The following is an 18,447-nucleotide window of genomic DNA, read 5'->3' as shown; positions in this document are numbered from 1 at the left end:
CCACGAGGGCGGCGGGCGCGGCGAGGGGCGGGCCGCGCGCGACGGCGAGCGCCGTCGCGAGCGCGGCGAGCGGCGCCGGGAGGCGCCGGACGCGCCGGACGCACCGGCGGCCAAGGACGGCGTGAGCATCGCCCCCGTCGCCGACGGCGTGCCGTCCGTCGAGGTGTCCCTCGAGGGGCCCGTCGCGCGGCCGGCCCACGGCCGCGTGTTCGTGACGCTCGGTGAGGCCGACGGGGCGGACGAGGCGAAGGTGCGAGAGGCGGTCGCCGCCCTCGCGCCGGACGTCGCCGTCGCGGTGGTCGAGCTCAGGCGGACCCACAGCTTCGTCGAGGTGGCGCCCGACGCCGTCGATCCCCTCGTTGCGGCGATCGACGGCAAGGAGTGGGGCGGCAAGAAGCTCGCCGCCGAGCGCGCGCGCCGCCGCCGCCACCGCTAGCCGGTAACCGCCCGGACGTCATTCTCGTCCGACGGATCCTGGCGAACCTCCGCCCGGTACGGACCCAGCGTCCGTCCGGGCGCTCTTTTTTCTCGTTTCCGCCGTGCGTGGGGCCCCCCACCGGCCGTTCGGCCCGGTAGGATCGGCTCCCCGACACGGAGCGGAAATGGCCCTGACGACCACCCCCGAGCTGCTGCAGGAGCTGGCGACGCTCCATCGACGGATCGCCGAGCTCGAGCTGGCGGGCGGGTTGCGCCCGGGCGAGGGGACGCCCCCGGAGCTGCAGGGTCCGAGGTCCGACCTCGCCGACGGGCTGCACGCCGCGGTGGCCGGGATGACGGAGGACATGGTCGGCGTCCTCTCCCCGGCGGGCGACATCCTCTTCATGAACGACGCCGTCGAGCGGTTGACGGGTTACCGCGCCGCCGAGGTGATCGGGAAGAACGCGTGGTCGTTCGTGAAGGAGGAGGACGTCCCCGCGCTCGCGAGCGCCCGGTCCACCCCGCTGGACGACGGGATCCCCATCGAGGTCCGGATCCACGGCGCGGACGGGGGCGAGCGGCGGCTGGAGTTCAGCGCGAGGGCCTGGCCGCGCGAGGCGCCGCGGTTCATCATCGCCCGCTGGCGCGACGCGCGGCGGCCCCCGTCCGGCGGCGCCGGCGGGGAGCGGCGCCTCGACGCCGAGCTGCGCCAGGCCGCGGCGCTGGCCCGGATCTCCCAGCTCGCGCTCGGCCTCCCGCAGGTCTCGGACGTCCTCGACGCGGCCGCCGCGCTCGCGCCGGCCGCCCTCGAGCTCGAGGTGGGGGCGTACCTCGAGGCGGGCTCGGGCGGGCTCGAGGTGCGCGCCGGGTCCGGGCTGCCTCGCGACGCCCGTGGGCGGGCGGTGCCGCTGGTGATGACGCTCGCGGGGCTGGTCCGCGCCGGCGGCGCGCCGGAGCACTCCTCCGACGTCGCGCGCGACGGGCGGCTCGCGGATCCGCTCCTCGCCGCCGCGGGCGCGGCGAGCGCGCTCGCGGTCCCGGTGCGCGGCCAGGAGCGGGTGCACGGCGTCCTGCTCGTGGCCGGGCGAGCCCCTCGTCACTTCGAGCCCGCCGAGAGCCACTTCCTCGAGACGGTCGCGAACGTCGTCGCGACGAGCATCGACGCGCGGGCCGCGCAGGAGGCGCTCCGGGGACGGGAGCGGCTGTCGCGCGCCGTGTTCGAGCACGCCCGCGACGGCATGGCGATCGTGGACGAGGAGGGGCGCTGCGTCGAGGTGAACCCCGCGGCCGAGCGGATCCTCGGCGCGTCGTTCGAGGCGCTCCAGGGGCGCCGGCCGGGGGAGGTGGTCCGCACGGAGGTGGACCTCGCGGCGCGCGCCGGCGCGCGCCTGCAGCAGCCGGCTGCCGTGACGACGCCGAGCGGGACGCGCGCCGTGGAGTGGGATCTCGTGCCGCGCATCCTCCCCGACCTGTCGCTGGTCGTGCTGCGCGACGTCACCGAGCGGCGCGAGGTGCAGGCGCGGCTCGCCCTCGCCGACCGGCTGGTGTCGGTGGGCACCCTCGCGGCCGGCGTCGCGCACGAGCTCACCACGCCGCTCGCCTACGTCGCCTCGAACCTCGAGTTCCTCGCCCGCGCCGTCCCGGAGCGGCTCGGCCCGGGCGAGGCGCCGGAGATCCGCGAGGCGCTCCGGGAGTCGATCGACGGGGCCGAGCGGCTCCGCCTCATCATCGACGACCTGCGCACCTTCGCCCGCCCGCACGACGGCGAGGATCGGGGCCCGGCCGACCTCGACGCCGTCCTCCGCTCCTGCATCGGGATGGCGTGGAACGAGATTCGCCACCGGGCCCGGCTGGAGCGCGACCTGCCGCCGCTCCCGCCGGTGGCCGGCAACCCGGCGCGCCTCGGCCAGGTGTTCGTGAACCTGCTCGTGAACGCGGCGCAGGCGATCCGGGAGGGCGACGTGGAGGCGAACGTCATCCGGATCTCCGCGCGCGCGGTCCCCGGCGGCCGCGTCGCGGTCGAGGTGAGCGACACCGGCGACGGCATCCCGTCGCACGTGCTGCCGCGCATCTTCGAGCCGTTCTTCACGACGAAGCCGGCCACCGCCGGCACGGGGCTCGGCCTCAGCATCTGCCGGACCATCCTCGACGGGCTCGGGGGCACGATCGAGGTGAGGAGCCAGCCCGGCGCGGGGAGCACGTTCCGGGTGGTGCTGCCGGTGGCGCCGGTCGAGGCGCCTTCGCCGACGCCGCACGCGCTGGTCGTCCGGCCGCGGCGCAGCCGGATCCTCGTGGTGGACGACGAGCGGCTCGTGGGGTCCTCGCTCGAGCGCGCGCTCGCCGCCGAGCACGACGTGACCGCGGTGCCGTCGCCTCGGCTGGCGCTCCGGCTGCTGGAGCAGGGCGCGCGCTTCGACGCGCTCCTGACGGATCTCGTGATGCCGGACCTGACCGGGCTCGAGCTCGAGCGCGAGGCGGTGCGGCTCGATCCGGGGCTCGCCGGACGGGTGATCTACATGACCGCGGGCGCCTTCACCGCGGAGGCCCGCCGCGCCATCGAGCGCGGGGCCGCGCCGTGCTTGGCGAAGCCGCTCAAGCTCGACGCGCTGCGCGCCGCGCTCGCCCAGGTGCTGGGCCCGCGCGGCTGACCCGGAGAGGCGCTCTCTCGCCTCAGCTCACGCTCTCGGCTTCGAGCTGCGCCCTGATCGGCGCGACCTTCTCGCGGAACCCCGGCAACCACCTCGCCGGCACCGGCGCGTCGCGCGGGACCTGCAGGCGGAGCGGGTTCACGTAGTGCCCGTTCTGCTTGACGCCGTAGTGGAGGTGGGGCCCCGTCGAGAGGCCGGTCGAGCCGGTGTAGCCGATGATCTGCTTCTGCGAGACGTTCTTCCCGGCCGACACCGCGACCGCCGAGAGGTGGCAGTAGACGGTCTCGAGCCCGTTGCGGTGCTTCAGGACGACCGCCTTCCCGCAGCCGCCGAACCAGCCCGCCCGCTCGACGCGCGCCTCGCCGACCGCCCAGACCGGCGTGCCGACGGGCGCGCCGTAGTCCACGCCCTCGTGCGCGCGCATGTAGCCGAGCAGCGGGTGGTTCCGGTTCCCGAACCCCGAGGTGATCTGCGCGAACTTGAGGGGAGACTTGAGGAAGCCGCGCCGCGCGCTGTTGCCGTCGTCGTCGTAGTAGCCCGTCTGCCCCTGCGGGTCGGTCCACCGGAACAGCCGCTTCCGGCCCGTCGCCGTGCCGGTGTACTCCGCCGCGAGCACGTCGCCGTAGCGCAGCAGCTTCCCGTCCGCGTAGACCTTCTCGACCACCATCCGCATCGAGTCCCCGGCGCGGACGTCCTGGTAGAAGTCGACGTCCCAGGCCAGCACGTCCGAGGCGAGCACGGCGAGCTCCGGCGCCTCGCCGATCCGCTCGAGGGACGCCCACAGCGAGCCCTGGACGTCCACCGCGACGCGCGCGAGCTGCGTGGTGAGGGCCACCGGGCGCTTCGTCCCGCGGAGGGTGCCGTCCGGCAGCCGCTCCACGATCCACTCGTCGGCGGCGCCCTGGCGGTAGCTGAACCGCTGCAGGGTGGGATCGCCCTCCCGCCGCTCGATCCGGAGCTGGTCGCCGGGGCGCGCGCGGTGGAACGGGAAGAGGCCCTTGAGCGACGCGACGACCGCCTTCACCTCCGGGAGCGGCAGATCGAGCTTCACCAGCGCCTGCGCCAGGGTCTGGTTGCGCCCGAGGCGGACGGTGACGGCGCTGAACCGCTCGGTCGTCGGCCCCGGCCTCAGCGCCGGCGCGTCGGCCGGCGTCGGCGCGAAGGGCACGCTCGAGGGCTGGTCGGGCACCAGGGTGGCGCGGATCCGGCCGGCGGCGCCCGCGAGGGCGACGCCGAGGATCGCGAGGAGGCCGAGCCCGGCGAGGAGCGCGGGCGCGTGTCGGCGGGGGGGGAGGTCGTCGTCGTGGTGAGGGCGGTGATGCATCTGGAGCGCCACAATCTAGCAGGTGCGGCGCAGAAACCAAGCTCCATCCGCATACCGCGGACCACACGGGCTACAGCTCCGCGCGCCGATCCGTGTGCTCCTTCCCGTCGTACCGGAACAGCATGCCCCGCCCCTCCACCTTCGAGTGGAGGTTGACCGGGCGCCGCCAGAGCGACTGCACGTTCCGGAGCGTGTCGCGGGCGTAGTCGAGCTTGAGATCCACGCCGTCGTGCTTGTGCACGAGGTACAGCTCCCCGCGGTTCTCGAAGTTGCCGTCCTCGACCGCGATCAGCGGCTGGCCGAAGTTGGTCAGCATGTGGAGGAGCTTCTCCTTCACCTTCTTGAACTCGCGCTCCATGATCTCCCAGCGCTGGTGCTTCTCGTTGTAGCCGAAGGTGAAGAGCTTCTGATCGAGGCAGAACTCGAGGGAGAGGAACTCGTCGATGAAGGTGACGTCGTTGCAGTGCTTCCTCACCTCGAAGATCTTCTGCCGCCCGAGGCCGAGCTTCTTGTCCCACCGCCTGCGCTCCTCGAACGAGTCGCAGTCGTCGTACTCCTTGCCGAAGCGCCCCTTGTTCCAGCGGTCCTCGACGTCGCGCCAGAGCTCGACGCCGAGCTTGTAGGGGTTGAGCTGGCCGGGGTGGGTCGCGAGCGTGCCGGAGTGGTGGTCGGCGTAGTCGATGATCTCCGACGCGTCGAGCGCCTTCTCCGTCATGATCTTCGAGTGCCAGTAGGTCGCCCAGCCCTCGTTCATGATCTTGGTCTGGCCCTGCGGGGCGAAGTAGTACGCCTCCTCGCGGATGATCGAGAGGACGTCGTGCTCCCACCGCTCGAGCGGCGCGTTCTCGAGGAGGAAGAGGAGCACGTCGCGCTCGGGGCGCTCCGGGAACTTCTTCTTCCGCGCCGCCTCCTCGTCGAGCCGCCGCTGCTGCGCCTCGAGGAACGCCGGCGGGTTGATGTACGTGCGCATGTACTCGCGCTCGGTCTCGAACCCCTTGGCCACCTGGCGGGCGTCCTCGGCCTCGGCGTCGGCCGCGGCGCGGTCCGGGCGGCGCTTCACGTACGGTGACTGGTAGTCGATGAGGTTCTCGAGGGAGAGGGTCCGATCGATGAAGTCCTCGACCATCTCCACCCCGAGCTTGTCCTGGTAGCGGCGCACGCGGGTGGCGTGGTTCGCCATCGCGTCCATCATCTTCCGGTTCGTGTGCCGGAACATGAAGTTGTTCTTGAAGAAGTCCACGTGGCCGAAGACGTGGGCCATCACGAGCTTCTGGTCCACGTCCATGTTCGACTCGAGGAGGTACGCGTACGAGGGGTCGTTGTTGATGACCATCTCGTAGATCTTCGACAGCCCGTACTCGTAGCCCTTCGAGAGCCGCTCGTACTCCATCCCGAACCGCCAGTGCGGGTACCGGTTCGGGAACCCGCCGTACGCGGCGACCATGTTGATCTCGTCGAAGCCGAGGACCTCGAAGATCGTGTCGAAGAAGTCGAGCCCGTACTCGCGCGCGAAGCCCTCGACGCGCTTGCGGATGTCGTACAGCCGGGCGGGCAGCTGGGTGTGCTTGTCCATCGTCCGTCCTCGGGCGCCTCGCCGGCGCCTACCGGCCCGAGCCCAGGAAGGTCTTGATCGACGGGTAGATCGCGTCCTTGTCGGCGATCTCCGAGAGCGCCACGTTCTCGCGCGCCCCGATGCTCTCCTTCAGGTCCTTCACGAACTGGCCCGAGCCGTACGGGCTCTCGACCTGCCCGTAGCAGAAGAGGTTCACCGCGGGGAGGATCCGCGTCTGCAGGATGTCCACGCAGAGGCGGGTGTCGTCGGCGCTCCAGTTGTCGCCGTCCGAGAAGTGGAACGGGTAGATGTTCCAGGCGGTGGGGGCGTACTCGGACTCGATGAGGTCCACGGCGAGCTTGTACGCCGAGGAGATCATCGTGCCGCCCGACTCGCGGGTGTGGAAGAAGGTCTCCCGGTCCACCTCGCGGGCCACGGCGTCGTGGATGATGTAGCGGGCCTCGAGCCCCTTGTAGTGCTTCCGCAGCCAGGTATCGATCCAGAAGGACTCGATCCGGACGATCTCCTTCTGCTCGTCCCCCATGGAGCCCGACACGTCCATCATGTAGATGACGACCGCGTTGGTCTCCGGCAGCGGCACCTGCTTCCAGGTGCGGTACCGGCGGTCCTCGCGGACCGGGACGATCACCGGCCGGCGCGGGTTGTACGACCCGCTCGCGATCTGCCGCCGGAGGGCCTGCTTGTAGGTCCGCTTGAAGTGGCGGAGGGACTCGGGGCCGGACGGGGAGATGCCGGTGTACCGGAGCCGCGTCGCGATGATGCGGTCCTTGCCCTTCGGCACGATCCGCGGCAGCTCCAGCTCCTCGCCGAGGATGTCGGCGAGCTCCTCGAGCGAGACGTCCACCTCGAGCAGGTGCTGGCCCTCGCCCCGGCCGGCCTGGCCGCTCCCGGCCTGCCCGTCGGCGGGGGAGAGCGGATCGCCGGCGTCGCCGTCGCCCTGGCCGACGCCGCCCTGGGAGCGCTCGCCGAACCGGAAGTGCGGGATGTCGATGGTCGGGACCGGGATGGTGATGAAGTCCTTCCCCTTCTTCCCGACCATCTCTCCCTTCTGGATGTACTTCTTGAGGTTGCGCTTGATCCGGCCGCGCACGATGTCGCGGAAGCGGGCGTGGTCCTGCTTGATCTTGAGCGACATGTCGGACCGGACCTCCCGCGGCTCCTCGCGATTCGGGACGCCCCCGTCAGTCCTTCGCGTCCCCGCGGGCGAAGATGGACGCGACGAAGTTCAGGACGTCCGTCGAGCAGACCTCGCAGTAGCCGTAGTTCTTGATGAGCCGCTGCTTCACGACGTCGATCTTCTCCTGCGTCTCGCGATCGACCACCGACGCGACCAGGTTCTTGAGCTTGATCGAGTCCTTCTGGTCCTCGAAGAGCTTCAGCTCGAGCGCCTTGTGCAGCCGCTCGTTCGTCCGGTAGTTGAAGGTCTTGCCCTCGATCGCCAGCGCGCCGATGTAGTTCATGATCTCGCGGCGGAAGTCGTCCTTCCGGCTCTCCGCGATGTCGATCTTCTCCTCGATGGAGCGCATCAGGCGCTCGTCGGGCTCCTCGTACTGGCCGGTGTACTTGTTCCGGACCTTCTCGCGCTGGGTGTACGCCTTGATGTTGTCGATGTAGTTCGCGCAGAGCTTGGTGATCGCGTCCTCGTCGGCGCTGATCGCGCGCTGGACCTCGTTCTTCACGACGTCCTCGTACTCGCGCTTCACGTCGGTGAGGAGCTCGCGGAAGCGCTTCCGCTGGTCCTCCGAGGAGATGAGGGAGTGCTGGCGCAGGCCGGCCTCGAGCTCGTTCATGACCATGAACGGGTTCACGCACCCGTCGCCCTTGTCGGAGACGAGCGCGTTCGAGATCTTGTCCTGCACGTACCGCGGGCTGATGCCCTCCATGCCCTCGCGGTGCGCCTCCTTGCGGAGCTCCTTGATGTTGTCCTCGGTGAAGTTCGGCAGCGACTTGCCGTTGTAGAGCTTCAGCTTCTGGAGGAGCGTGAGGTTGTGCTTCTTCGGCTCCTCGAGCCGGGTCAGCACGCCCCACATCGCGGCCATCTCCAGCGTGTGCGGGGCGATGTGCTTGCCGCGGATCTTGTGGCTGTTGTAGTCGCGCTCGTAGATCTTCACCTCCTCGTCGAGGCGAGAGATGTACGGGATGTCGATCTTCACGGTGCGGTCCCGCAGCGCCTCCATGAACTCGTTCGACTGGAGCTTCTTGTACTCGGGCTCGTTGGTGTGCCCGATGATGACCTCGTCGATGTCGGTCTGCGGGAACTTCTTCGGCTTGATCTTGTGCTCCTGCGTCGCGCCGAGGAGGTCGTAGAGGAAGGCCACGTCGAGCTTCAGGATCTCGACGAACTCGATGATGCCGCGGTTCGCGATGTTGAACTCACCGTCGAAGTTGAACGCGCGCGGGTCCGAGTCGGAGCCGTACTCGGCGATCTTCCGGTAGTTGATGTCGCCCGTGAGCTCGGTCGAGTCCTGGTTCTTCTCGTCCTTCGGCTGGAAGGTGCCGACGCCCACCCGGTCCTTCTCCGAGAGGATCAGGCGCCGGACCTTCACGTGCTGGACGACCCGCTCCCAGTCGCCGCGGTACTCGGTCATCAGCTCCTTGTAGACGTAGCGGCACGCCGGGCAGAGGTCGCCCGTGTCCGGGATGGCGTAGCCGGTGTCCGAGGGCGCCAGCTCCGCGTACACCTTCGCGCGCCACTCGTGCGGGACGAGGTGCAGCGGCTCCTCGTGCATCGGGCAGGGCATCACCTCGCGCCGCTTCTGCCCGTCCAGGTTGGTCCGCTCGACGTCCCAGACGTAGGTGTAGAGCGCGCCGTCCGCGGTCTTCGAGTACGCCTCGAGCCCCTTCTTGAGCAGCCGCGCGATGGTGGACTTGGAGGAGCCCACCGGGCCGTGCAGGAGGATGACGCGCTTCTCGGTGCCGTAGCCCTGCGCGGCGCTCTTGAAGATGTTCACCAGCTTCATGAGCGCGACGTCGAGGCCGTAGATCGCGTCCTTCCCGCCGAAGTCCGGGTCCGTGAAGAAGTCGTACCGGATGAGCTTCTTCTTGTTGTCGATGTACTCGGTCTTCCCGTGCGACAGGATCATGTCGTAGACGCGCTGGAACGCGGTCCGCGTGACCTTCGGGTTCTGGCGGACGATCGCGAGGTAGTCCTCGAACGACCCTTCCCAGTGTTGCTCGGAGTAACCCTCGCGATCCTGGAGGTTGGCGATCTTCGTCACCCAGCTCGACGACGTGATCTCTCGAGGCTCTCGCATGTCCTTCCCTCGTGCTGGCGCGCGGCCGACCTCGCCGGCCGACCCTACGAGCATAAGGAGCGGAGGAGCGTGCTGCAGAGAGGGGCAGGGCGATGCCGCGCGGACCCGTTCGGGAGGGCGAGCGCTCTCCTGGCGGGCCCGCTCGGGCCCCGCGCGTGGCAGGGGAGGCGACCTCCCTGGCGCCGTCGCGCGTCAGCGCGCGGCGTGCCGGAAGAAGTCGATCTGCCAGGTGCGGACCGCCGCCTGGTGGCAGGTGAGGTCCGGGCAGAACACGTGCGTGCCGTCGTTCCGCGAGACGAAGTAGAGGTCGGCGCAGTCGGCGGGCGCGAGGGCGGCGCGCAGCGCGGCCGCGCCCGCGTTGGCGATGGGGCCGGGCGGGAGGCCGGACGACGTGTACGTGTTGTACGGGTGCGCCGCGTGCAGGTCGGCGCGCGTGATGTTCCTGGACCAGCGCCCCGTGCGCAGCAGGGTCGCGTACATGACGGTGGGATCGGTCTGGAGCCGCATCCCGATCCGGAGGCGGTTGCGGAACACGCAGGCGATCCGGGGCCGCTCCTCCGGCCGCCCGGTCTCCTTCTCGACGATGGACGCGAACGTCGCCGCCTCGCCCATGGTGAAGGACACGCCCGGGCTCCGCGCGGCGTCGGCGCGGGCGTACTCCGCCTTGAAGCGATCGACCATCGCCTCGGCGACGGCGCGCGCCGACACGCCGCGGGGAAACGAGTAGGTGTCGGGGAAGAGGAAGCCCTCGAGGGTGGAGAAGGGGACGCCCAGCGCCCGCGCGACGGCGGGATCGCGCGCCACGGCGAGGAACGCGCCGGCCGGGGCGAGCCCGCTCCGCTGGACGATCTCGGCGATCTCGTCCACGCGGAGCCCCTCGGGCACCGTGAAGCGGTGGAGCCTCACCTGGCCCAGGTAGACCCGATCGAGCACCTGGTCCGGCGTGAGCGGACCCTGGAACGCGTACTCGCCGGCGCGGAACGCCCGGTGGTCGCGCTTCAGCCACCGGACGTAGGCCCACGCATGGCGCTCGTCGGCGAGGGCCCCCGAGTGTGCGAGGAGGCGCACCACCGCGCGGGCCGAGGCGCCGGGCGGGACGACGACCACCTTCTCCTCCACGTCCCCGTACGGCGTCGTCCGGAAGACGGTGAGCGTCCGCCAGGCGACGAACGCCGCGCCGGCGGCGACGGCCACGAGGACCCCGAGAGCGAGCGCCAACCGCCTCATCGCGCCGCGCTCCCGTCCAGCCAGCCTTGCAGGATCACCGCAGCAGCCTCCGCGTCCACCATGGAGCGGGCATCCTTCGACGAAATGCCCTGCTCGCGCAAGCGGCTCTCCGCCTCGAACGAGGAGAGCCGCTCGTCGAACAGCTCCACCGGGACGCCCAGCGCGGCGGAGAGCTTCGGCGCGAAGGCGCGCGCGAGCCGGGCGGAGGGGCCCTCGCTCCCGTCCATGTTGAGGGGGAGGCCGAGGACCGCCCGGGTCACCTCGTAGTCAAGGGCGAGGTCGGTGATGGCGGCGAGGTCCCGCGCCTCGCCGCGGCGCGTGATCGTGGTGAGGGCGCGCGCGGTGCGGAGCACGTCGTCGGCGATCGCGAGGCCGATCCGGACGCGGCCGAGATCGACGCCGAGGGTCCGCATGCGCAGGGAATCTAGGGCGCCGACCGCCGGCGCGTCAAACCGGCCGTGGCGCGGACGGAGCGGCGGCGCCGTGGACCCCCGGGTGCGGGCAACCCCGCGGGATCCGGGGGCGAGCCGGTGGCACGTCCCGCGCTCCACGCTGGGCGAACCCGCGGGCGCCAGCGCCCGCCGAACCGAAAGGATCCCGAACATGATCTCCGCGACCGCCTCGTCCCCGGCCGGTGCCGGCCTCGCCGCGCTCGACCACGCCCTCGGCGATCAACCCGCCGTCGCCGCCCGGCACGCCGCCGCGGCGCGCTCCTCGCGCGTCGGCGTCCTCGTCGCCTCGATCCACGCCCGGAGGAGCGCCGCGCTCTCCACGTCCAGCTCGAAGAAGACGGGCTCGACGTCCTCGAGCCGCCGCTCCACGCGGACGCGGACCGCGAGCAGCGCCGGCTACGCCTCGAAGACGAGCGCGACGACGACCGCGACGAGCAAGGACCTGGCGTTCCTGTCCGACGCGAAGCTGTCCACCGACGACAAGCTGTTCCGCTTCATGGCGTACATGTCGTCGAAGTACGACGCCCAGCTCGAGCAGAAGATGAAGGAGCTCGGGGGCGGCGCGCCGGCGAGCGGGACCTTGTCCTCGTCGTCCAGCGCCTCGAAGAAGAAGGGGCTCTTCGGCGGGCTGCTCGGGAAGGTCGTCAAGGCGGCGTTCCCGGGCGCCGCGCTCTCGCTCGACCTCCTCAAGAACAAGACGGTGCAGGGGCTGGTCAAGTCCGTGAGCGGCCCCGTGCTCTCCGCGGCGGCGACCGCCCTCGGGGCGCCGCAGCTCGCGCCGGTACTCCTGAAGGCCGGCCCGGACGTCGCGACCGCGCTCATCGGCGTGGCGGAGCACCTCGACCTCGACGCCGGCTCGGGGAGCGGGAGCGCCAAGGCGAGCGGCGCGTCGTCGAGCGGCAGCGGCGCCTCGAAGGCGAGCAGCGCCTCGTCGAGCGGCACGGCGAAGAACGAGCAGATGCAGCTCATGGAGCTCCAGCGGCTCTACGAGAAGCAGAAGGAGATGATGACGCTCGTGTCCAATCTCATGCGGGCGCAGCACGACATGCGGATGAACGCGATCAACAACGTCCGATAGGAGGCTCCAGTGGACATCGAGACGACGGACGCGAGGGAGCCGCGCGAGGGTGCCGCGAGCGAGCCCCCCACGCTGGCCGAGCAGCAGGGGATGACCCAGGAGGTCGGCGACGCGATCGCCTGCCTCGCCGAGGCGGAGCTCGAGGCGGGGCGCGCCGACGTCGCGCGCGCGATCCTCGAGGGGCTGGTCGTCACCAACGCCCATGACGCGGGCGCCTGGGCGCTGCTCTCGGCGGCGCACCGGAAGCTCGGCCAGGCGCTGGCGGCGCGCTTCTGCGCGGAGGTCGCGGCGACGCTCGCGCCCGAGGATCCGTGGATCCGCCTCGGGCGGGCGGAGGCGCTCCTCCCTTACCCGGACGACCGGGCGGAGGCGCGGACGATCCTGGAGGCGCTCTCGAATGACGGCGAGGTGGGGGATCGCGCGCGGGCGCTCCTCGGCGCGCTCCCTCCGTGAAGGCGCCGTGCACGGTGGGTGTGCCAGACCGGCGAAGTCCACATCATCGCGCGCAATTCTGGCGCGTCGTCGCTTGACGCTTCTGGTTCGTATCGGGGATATTTCGCGACCGAGCCGAGGGTCCGTGCCCCACGGCTCCGCGGGCCGGCGGTCGGCCCGTCCCGGGACTCAAAAGGAAGCGTGAAGCGATGGCGAACGGCACCGTGAAGTGGTTCAACGACGCGAAGGGCTACGGTTTCATCTCCCAGGAGGGCGGGGAGGACGTCTTCGTCCACCACACGGCCATCCAGATGGATGGCTTCCGCACCCTCAAGGAGGGCGAGCGGGTGGAGTTCGAGGTCACGCAGGGGCCCAAGGGTCTCCAGGCGGCGAACGTCCGCAAGGGGTAGTAGCCTCGGTCGGCTGAACGACGAGCGGCCTCGGGCGACCGAGGCCGCTCGCGCTTATAGAGGTGCCCGCTCGCCGATGGCGGGCGCCGCAGAAAGGTCCGATGAGCGAGAAGGAAGCTGGCATCGAGGTACAGGGCACCGTCGAGGAGGCGCTCGCCGGTGGCATGTACCGCGTGAAGGTCGATCAAGGCCCGACGGTCCTCGCGTACGCGTCCGGGAAGATGAAGAAGTTCCACATCCGCATCATCCCCGGCGACCGCGTGAAGCTGGAGCTGTCTCCCTACGATCTCTCCCGCGGCCGGATCACGTACCGCGACAAGTAGCCAGCCCGCGTCGGGGCCGGGGGGCCCTGGAAGCGCGCCGGACCTGGGGCCGCGCCCGATCGTGCCTTCCCATCGCAAGCTTTGGCTCGACTGGCAGCGCGGCCTCGCCGTGCTGTTCATGGTCGAGGTACACGTCCTCGACGCCTGGCTCTCGCCGGCGGCGCCTCGCGGCGGCGCGTTCGCCGCGCTGCTGATGATCGGCGGGTTCGCGGCGCCGGGCTTCCTGTACATGGCGGGGTTCTCGCAGGCGCTCGCGGACGCCGCGCAGGCTCGCAAGGGCGTCGCGCCCGCCGACCGGCGGAGCGGCGCGCTGCGCCGGGCGGCGTGGCTCCTCGGCGTCGCGTACGGCTTCCGGCTCGCCGAGTTCCTCCTCGGCGGCGCGTGGCGCCGGCCGGGCGGCTGGCACGATCTCCTCAAGGTCGACATCCTCAACGTGATCGCGATCGGCCTCGCGCTCGCGGCCGCCCTCGCCATCGGCCGGCCGCGCCGGACCGGCGCGCTCCTCGCCGGGGCCGCCGCGCTGGCGCTCGTCCTCGCGACGCCGGCGGTGGCCGACGTGCTCCGGCACTTCGACCTGCCGCGCGCCGGCCACGCCGTCGATCCCGCCGCGCGCGTCGCGCCCAACCACGCGGTGGACGTGCTCCTCGCGTACCTCTACGGGAGCTGGCCGCGCGCGAACTTCAGCCTGTTCAACTGGGTCGCGTTCCTGCTCGCAGGCGCGGCGTTCGCGCCGCTCGCGCTCGGGGAGAGCCGGCCGCTGCGGTGGCTCGGCCTCGGCGCGGCGCTGTTCGCGCTCGGCTGGGCCGCCGACCACGGCCCCGACCTCTACGCGTACCAGAACTTCTGGCGCACCTCGCCCGCCTGGTTCGCGATGCGGCTCGGGATCTGCGCCGCGCTCACCGGGCTCCTCCAGCTCGTCCCGGCGTCGGCCGAGCGGCCGCTCGCGTGGCTCGCGACCCTCGGCCGGCAATCGCTGGTCGGGTACATCGCCTCGGTCGAGCTCACCTACGGCGCGCTGATGGAGACGCTCTCGCACGGGATCGCGGGGGCGCCGCTCCGGCGGGCGCTCTCGTTCCGCGCCACCCTCACCGGGATGCTCGCGATGGTCGTCGTGACCTGGGCGATCTCGGCGGGCTGGGAGCGGCTCGAGGCCCGACGAAAGCCCCGCGCCCGCGCCTCCTCCGCCGCCGTCGCCTGATCCGCTCGTCCGGCGCGGCTCAGGGCTGCGCGAGCGCCTCCGGGCGCGCGAAGATCACGGGCTCGACGATCGCCTGCGCGAACTCCTCGTCGGTGATCGCGCCCTGCTCGAGCATCTTGAGGAGCAGCTCGTCCACGCGCTGCTCCCAGTACCCGGTGAGCGCGCCGCGGCTCCACATCACGTGGTAGCGCACCGGGTTGGGAATCACCGTGGCGAGGAACGCGGCCTCCTTGGGCGTGAGCGCGCGGGCGTCCTTGCCGAACCAGTGGCGCGCGGCGGGCTCGATGCCCCAGATGCCGGGGCCCCACTCGGCGACGTTCAGGTAGATCTCCAGGAGCCGCGACTTCGGGACGGTCGCCTCGAGCGCGACGGTCACGGCGGCCTCGCGGAGCTTGCGGGCGATCGTCTTCTCGCGGGAGAGGTAGAGGTTCTTCGCGAGCTGCTGCGTGATCGTGGAGCCGCCGCGGACGACCCGCCCCCTCTCGGCCCCCGCCGCGAAGGCGTTCCGGAGCTCCTGGAAGTCGAAGCCCTGGTGGCCGAAGAAGCCGCCGTCCTCGCTGGCGGTGACCGCGCGCACCACGTGGACCGGCAGCTCGCCGATCGGGACGAAGTCCGGCGAGCGGGGGCCGACGACGATCGTCGGCTGCTTGCCGTGGTCGACCTCCGGCCGGTGCACGAACGTCGCGCGGAGCGCCACCGGCGGCGCGCGCCGCGCCGCCTCGCGCATCCGGCCGACGTCGAGCGCCGCGTCCACGCTCCACGCGCCGGGCGCCACGAGCGGGCCGGCGAGGTCGAGCCGGGCGTCGAGGGTGCCGGTGGGGTGCGGCGCGTCCTCGGGGAGGCCGAGGGAGGGCGGGAGCGCGGCGGTGAACGCCGCGAAGTCCAGGCCGTCCGCGCGCGCGGCCAGGGTGAAGGGGATGCCCGGGCCGAGCCGGACCTCGCCGGTGACGGCGATCCGCGCGTCGCCGGGGAGGGTCAGCGTGCCGTCGCGGACCGCGACGCGCCGGGCCGCGCGATCGAGCTCGACGACGCCCGCGGCGGACGCGGAGACGGGCCCGACCGGCTCCTCGCCGAGGCGGTGCCCCCGGACCACGAGCCCGTCGCCGGCGACGCGCCCGCGGAGGCGCGCGCGGGAGAGGTCCGCCGGGGCCTCGCCGGAGACGTCGAGCGAGAGCGCGCCGGCCTCGAGGGTGATCGGCAGGTCCCGGAGCGCCTCGGGGAGCGCCGAGGCGCCCAGGCCGGCGAGGTGCGCCTCGCCGTTCCAGCGCGCGCCCTCGCGCGTCGCCGAGAAGGAGCCCCGCGCGCCGCCCACGGCGCGGAGGTCCACGTCGATCCGCTCGCGACCGCTCCGGCGCTGTCGCCGGAGTGTCACCGCGAGCGGCCCGAGCTCGATGCTGCGGCCGGCGACCGTGAGGTGGAGCCGGAGGTCGCTCGTCGTGAGCACCGGGTCGTCGTGCTCCTCCCGCGCCGCCTCGGGCGGGGGGCGCTCCGGCGCGCCGGGGACGGCGTGGCGCGGCGAGCGGGCGGGGAGCCGCTCGGCGAGCTCGACGAGGGCGCGGCCGCTCCGCCCGGCCTCGATCCGCACGTCCTGGAGCGAGACCGAGGCAGGCTCTGCGCGAAAGGCGAGCAGCGCCGCGAGCCGCGGGCGGACGTGGACGCGCGCGACGCGGACCACGGGTGGATCCGCCCGCCGGGTCCCAGGGATGGTGACGGGGCCGAAGCTCACCCGGAAGAGCGGGTCGATCTCGACCTCCGGCCCCACCCGGACCTCGCCGAGGCGGCTCCGGAGGAGGTGCTCGATCCGGTCGCGGAGCGCCGCCTTGAAGGCGGGCCGCGAGGCGATCACCAGGGCGCCGAGGTAGAGCACGGCCACCCCGCCGATCAGCACCACCACGATCCGGCCGAGGAGGCGGCGCGTCACCAGCCCGGGGGTAGGGGAAGCGAGTGGCATCGTACCGCGCGCTGTTTACCGGCCCGGCACCAGTGGGGTCAACAGCGTCTCCGCGGGAGGGACCGGGCGCTCGAAGGGATGAAACCGCTGCGCCGGCTGTTAACATCCCCGGCGGATGGCGTTCCTCGGACCCAGCCTGCGGCGCCGGAGGGTGACCGATAGACGCGGAGTGCGCGCCGCCGCCGCGGTCGCGGCGTCGCTCGCGCTGAACGCGCTCCTCCTGTGGGGGTTGCTGCGCTCCGGTGCGTTCGAGCTCCCCCGGCCGCACCGCGAGACGCCGGTGGCGCTCGCGCCGCTCTCCGCCGCGCAGTGGGCGGCGAACCGGGCCGTCGGCGGGGCCGCCTCCGCCGTGCGGCCGCCGTCCTCCGCGGTCCAGGTGCGCCCGCCGTCGGCCCCCACGCCGCCGCCTGAGGAGCGCAAGCCGCCCGAGGAGCGCCGTCCACCCGGCCAGCTCGTGGACGTCGCGCCCTCGAAGGACAACCGGCCGCCGAAGGACGCGCGGTACCTCTCCGACCGTGACAACACGGTCGAGAAGGAGACGCGCTCGCGCTTCGCCGGGAAGCGGGCCTACGAGAACACGCTGCCTGCGCCCTCCGACGGCGCGAAGAAGCCGCCCCGACCGGCCGAGCAGAAGGGCGACGGCGGACAGGCCGCGGAGGCCAGGGCGGGCAAGGAAGGCCCGAAGGGCGGGACGGGGGCCGAGCGGCCGGCCATGCCCAGGCAGCCCGCGCAGGAGCGGCTCGCCCTCGCGCCGCACGCCGACGCGCCGGGCGCGGGCGAGCCGCGGCTCGCGCCACGCGAGGATCGCCAGCAGGTGCCGGGCAGCGGCGCCTCGCTTCAGGTGCCCGGGGCGCCCGGCGCGCCGGACGGCGGCGGCGCGCGGCGGTCGGGGCGGCTCGACGCCCGGCTGCTGCCCGACCCGCAGAGCCTCGCCCGGATCGCGGGCGGGCCGTCGCCGGATCGGCTCGAGGACGTGGCCGAGGGCGACGCCACCGCGCTCAACACGCGCTCCTTCAAGTACGCCACCTTCATCAACCGCGTCGGGCTCGCCGTCTACCGCGAGTGGGATCCGAACCGCGCGTACCTCGCGCGCGATCCGAACGGCACGATGTTCCCCCAGCGCGATCGGACCACGGGGATCCAGCTCGTGCTGACGCCGGACGGAGCGCTCCGGCTCGTGAAGGTGTTCGCGCAGAGCGGGCTCGGCTTCCTCGACGACGAGATCGTCCGCGCCGTCCACGCCGCCGCGCCGTTCCCGAACCCACCGGGCGGCCTCGTCGAAAACGGTGAGATCCGCCTCACTTTCTATTACACGCTCGAGTCGCGCCACGCGTCGCGCGTGCAGGTGGTGCTGCCGCCGTCGGCGGGGCAACGCCCATACCCCGAGTGAGCCGCCCCGGATCGGCCGGCCGTTTCGTCACGAGACGTTCACTTCGAGCTCGGCCCAAGACGTGCAGGATCCAGCCCTCATGGAAATGACGAATCGCATCGAGATGGACGGGGCGAAGAACATCGTCCTCATCGCCCACGACAAGCGGAAGCAGGACCTGCTGGAGTGGGTGAAGTACAACCGCCCCGTGCTGCGGGCGCACAAGCTGTTCGCGACGGGCACGACCGGGGCGCTGGTCGAGCGCGAGGCGGGGCTCGCCGTGACGTGCTTCAAGAGCGGGCCGCTCGGCGGCGATCAGCAGGTCGGCGCCAAGATCGCCGAGGGCGCGCTCAACGTCCTCGTCTTCTTCTGGGATCCCCTCGAGCCGCAGCCGCACGATCCGGACGTGAAGGCGCTCCTCCGGATCGCCGTCCTCTACAACATCCCGACCGCGTGCAACCGCGCGACGGCGGACTTCCTGGTCGCGTCGCCCCTCTTCCACGGCCACTACGCCCGGATCGTCGAGGATCACACGCGCGCGCGAGACGCCTTCATCGCCGCGCGCACCGCGCGCACCGGCTAAACGAGGGTTCGCGATTCGCGAACACCTTCGGTGTCGCGCCTCGCGCCCTCGTTTAGCCAGGTTACACGGGGGCTGCGCCCCCGCCCCGTCGAGCGAAGCTCGCCGGGGCCCCACCCCTGGCTACGCGGGGCCCACGCGCGCTGGCGCGCGCTGTCCCGCGGGGAGGGGCGCTGCCCCTCCCCACCTGCGGTGGGGCCCCTCCCCGCTG

General features: G+C 72.4%; 16 protein-coding genes. 9 read left to right on the top strand and 7 right to left on the bottom strand.

Annotated features, from left to right (window positions below; all coding sequences use genetic code 11):
- Together MNZ27_RS19845 and MNZ27_RS19840 are read left to right on the top strand one after the other, a co-directional pair.
- Nucleotides 1-436: DbpA RNA binding domain-containing protein (locus MNZ27_RS19845; RefSeq protein ID WP_242395821.1), on the top strand; the 436-nt coding region annotated here is incomplete at its 5' end.
- Nucleotides 437-602: 166 nt separating this feature from the next.
- Nucleotides 603-3,065 (top strand): ATP-binding protein, encoded by a 2,463-nt coding sequence (locus MNZ27_RS19840; protein WP_242395820.1) that lies wholly within the window; start codon nucleotides 603-605, stop codon nucleotides 3,063-3,065.
- Between the two features lie 22 nt (nucleotides 3,066-3,087).
- Here MNZ27_RS19840 and MNZ27_RS19835 read toward each other — a convergent pair whose 3' ends face one another.
- The 6 genes from MNZ27_RS19835 to ruvX form a co-directional block, all read right to left on the bottom strand.
- Nucleotides 3,088-4,389: a M23 family metallopeptidase gene (locus MNZ27_RS19835; RefSeq protein WP_242395819.1), complete on the bottom strand. Its 1,302-nt coding sequence runs from the start codon at nucleotides 4,387-4,389 to the stop codon at nucleotides 3,088-3,090.
- A gap of 70 nt (nucleotides 4,390-4,459) precedes the next feature.
- A complete protein-coding gene (locus tag MNZ27_RS19830) occupies nucleotides 4,460-5,962 on the bottom strand; it encodes a SpoVR family protein (protein ID WP_242395818.1) in 1,503 nt (500 codons plus the stop codon).
- Between the two features lie 28 nt (nucleotides 5,963-5,990).
- Nucleotides 5,991-7,097 (bottom strand): DUF444 family protein, encoded by a 1,107-nt coding sequence (locus MNZ27_RS19825; protein ID WP_242395817.1) that lies wholly within the window; start codon nucleotides 7,095-7,097, stop codon nucleotides 5,991-5,993.
- Between the two features lie 46 nt (nucleotides 7,098-7,143).
- Entirely contained in the window at nucleotides 7,144-9,216 is a 2,073-nt protein-coding gene (locus tag MNZ27_RS19820) for a PrkA family serine protein kinase (RefSeq protein ID WP_242395816.1), read from the bottom strand.
- A 192-nt stretch (nucleotides 9,217-9,408) separates the two neighbouring features.
- Nucleotides 9,409-10,434 (bottom strand): endolytic transglycosylase MltG, encoded by a 1,026-nt coding sequence (gene mltG / locus MNZ27_RS19815; RefSeq protein ID WP_408629703.1) that lies wholly within the window; start codon nucleotides 10,432-10,434, stop codon nucleotides 9,409-9,411.
- Nucleotides 10,435-10,439: 5 nt separating this feature from the next.
- Nucleotides 10,440-10,856, bottom strand: coding sequence for a Holliday junction resolvase RuvX (ruvX, locus tag MNZ27_RS19810; protein WP_242395814.1), 417 nt, complete (start codon nucleotides 10,854-10,856; stop codon nucleotides 10,440-10,442).
- Nucleotides 10,857-11,046: 190 nt separating this feature from the next.
- Between ruvX and MNZ27_RS19805 the strand changes: the two genes are divergently transcribed.
- The 5 genes from MNZ27_RS19805 to MNZ27_RS19785 all read left to right on the top strand — a co-directional run bounded on the left by MNZ27_RS19805 (nucleotide 11,047) and on the right by MNZ27_RS19785 (nucleotide 14,336).
- A complete protein-coding gene (locus tag MNZ27_RS19805) occupies nucleotides 11,047-11,973 on the top strand; it encodes a hypothetical protein (RefSeq protein ID WP_242395813.1) in 927 nt (308 codons plus the stop codon).
- Between the two features lie 9 nt (nucleotides 11,974-11,982).
- A complete protein-coding gene (locus MNZ27_RS19800; RefSeq protein ID WP_242395812.1) occupies nucleotides 11,983-12,426 on the top strand; it encodes a tetratricopeptide repeat protein in 444 nt (147 codons plus the stop codon).
- A gap of 188 nt (nucleotides 12,427-12,614) precedes the next feature.
- Nucleotides 12,615-12,815, top strand: coding sequence for a cold-shock protein (locus MNZ27_RS19795; RefSeq protein WP_242395811.1), 201 nt, complete (start codon nucleotides 12,615-12,617; stop codon nucleotides 12,813-12,815).
- Nucleotides 12,816-12,916: 101 nt separating this feature from the next.
- Nucleotides 12,917-13,138, top strand: coding sequence for a translation initiation factor IF-1 (infA, locus tag MNZ27_RS19790; RefSeq protein ID WP_242395810.1), 222 nt, complete (start codon nucleotides 12,917-12,919; stop codon nucleotides 13,136-13,138).
- 61 nt (nucleotides 13,139-13,199) lie between these two features.
- Nucleotides 13,200-14,336, top strand: coding sequence for a heparan-alpha-glucosaminide N-acetyltransferase domain-containing protein (locus tag MNZ27_RS19785; RefSeq protein WP_242395809.1), 1,137 nt, complete (start codon nucleotides 13,200-13,202; stop codon nucleotides 14,334-14,336).
- A gap of 19 nt (nucleotides 14,337-14,355) precedes the next feature.
- Here MNZ27_RS19785 and MNZ27_RS19780 read toward each other — a convergent pair whose 3' ends face one another.
- The gene (locus MNZ27_RS19780; RefSeq protein ID WP_242395808.1) at nucleotides 14,356-16,287 is read right to left on the bottom strand and encodes a biosynthetic peptidoglycan transglycosylase; all 1,932 of its coding nucleotides are present in this window, start codon (nucleotides 16,285-16,287) and stop codon (nucleotides 14,356-14,358) included.
- A gap of 169 nt (nucleotides 16,288-16,456) precedes the next feature.
- On the opposite strand from MNZ27_RS19780, the gene MNZ27_RS19775 reads away from it, so the two are divergent.
- A complete protein-coding gene (locus tag MNZ27_RS19775; RefSeq protein WP_242395807.1) occupies nucleotides 16,457-17,677 on the top strand; it encodes a TonB C-terminal domain-containing protein in 1,221 nt (406 codons plus the stop codon).
- A 79-nt stretch (nucleotides 17,678-17,756) separates the two neighbouring features.
- Nucleotides 17,757-18,239: a methylglyoxal synthase gene (locus MNZ27_RS19770; RefSeq protein WP_242395806.1), complete on the top strand. Its 483-nt coding sequence runs from the start codon at nucleotides 17,757-17,759 to the stop codon at nucleotides 18,237-18,239.
- Nucleotides 18,240-18,447: the final 208 nt, after the last annotated feature.

This window comes from Anaeromyxobacter oryzisoli, assembly GCF_022690765.1.
In the GTDB taxonomy this organism is placed as follows: domain Bacteria; phylum Myxococcota; class Myxococcia; order Myxococcales; family Anaeromyxobacteraceae; genus Anaeromyxobacter; species Anaeromyxobacter oryzisoli.
The sequence above is the reverse complement of the archived record's forward strand: the minus strand, read 5'-3'. Positions and strand labels throughout refer to the sequence as shown.

What these genes read in the sequence shown, in the direction of transcription:
- MNZ27_RS19840 (WP_242395820.1), top strand. Translation starts at nt 603, where the DNA reads ATGGCCCTGACGACCACCCCCGAGCTGCTGCAGGAGCTGGCGACGCTC.
- MNZ27_RS19835 (WP_242395819.1), bottom strand. Translation starts at nt 4,389, where the DNA reads ATGCATCACCGCCCTCACCACGACGACGACCTCCCCCCCCGCCGACAC.
- MNZ27_RS19830 (WP_242395818.1), bottom strand. Translation starts at nt 5,962, where the DNA reads ATGGACAAGCACACCCAGCTGCCCGCCCGGCTGTACGACATCCGCAAG.
- MNZ27_RS19825 (WP_242395817.1), bottom strand. Translation starts at nt 7,097, where the DNA reads ATGTCGCTCAAGATCAAGCAGGACCACGCCCGCTTCCGCGACATCGTG.
- MNZ27_RS19820 (WP_242395816.1), bottom strand. Translation starts at nt 9,216, where the DNA reads ATGCGAGAGCCTCGAGAGATCACGTCGTCGAGCTGGGTGACGAAGATC.
- ruvX (WP_242395814.1), bottom strand. Translation starts at nt 10,856, where the DNA reads ATGCGGACCCTCGGCGTCGATCTCGGCCGCGTCCGGATCGGCCTCGCG.
- MNZ27_RS19805 (WP_242395813.1), top strand. Translation starts at nt 11,047, where the DNA reads ATGATCTCCGCGACCGCCTCGTCCCCGGCCGGTGCCGGCCTCGCCGCG.
- MNZ27_RS19795 (WP_242395811.1), top strand. Translation starts at nt 12,615, where the DNA reads ATGGCGAACGGCACCGTGAAGTGGTTCAACGACGCGAAGGGCTACGGT.
- infA (WP_242395810.1), top strand. Translation starts at nt 12,917, where the DNA reads ATGAGCGAGAAGGAAGCTGGCATCGAGGTACAGGGCACCGTCGAGGAG.
- MNZ27_RS19780 (WP_242395808.1), bottom strand. Translation starts at nt 16,287, where the DNA reads ATGCCACTCGCTTCCCCTACCCCCGGGCTGGTGACGCGCCGCCTCCTC.
- MNZ27_RS19770 (WP_242395806.1), top strand. Translation starts at nt 17,757, where the DNA reads ATGGAAATGACGAATCGCATCGAGATGGACGGGGCGAAGAACATCGTC.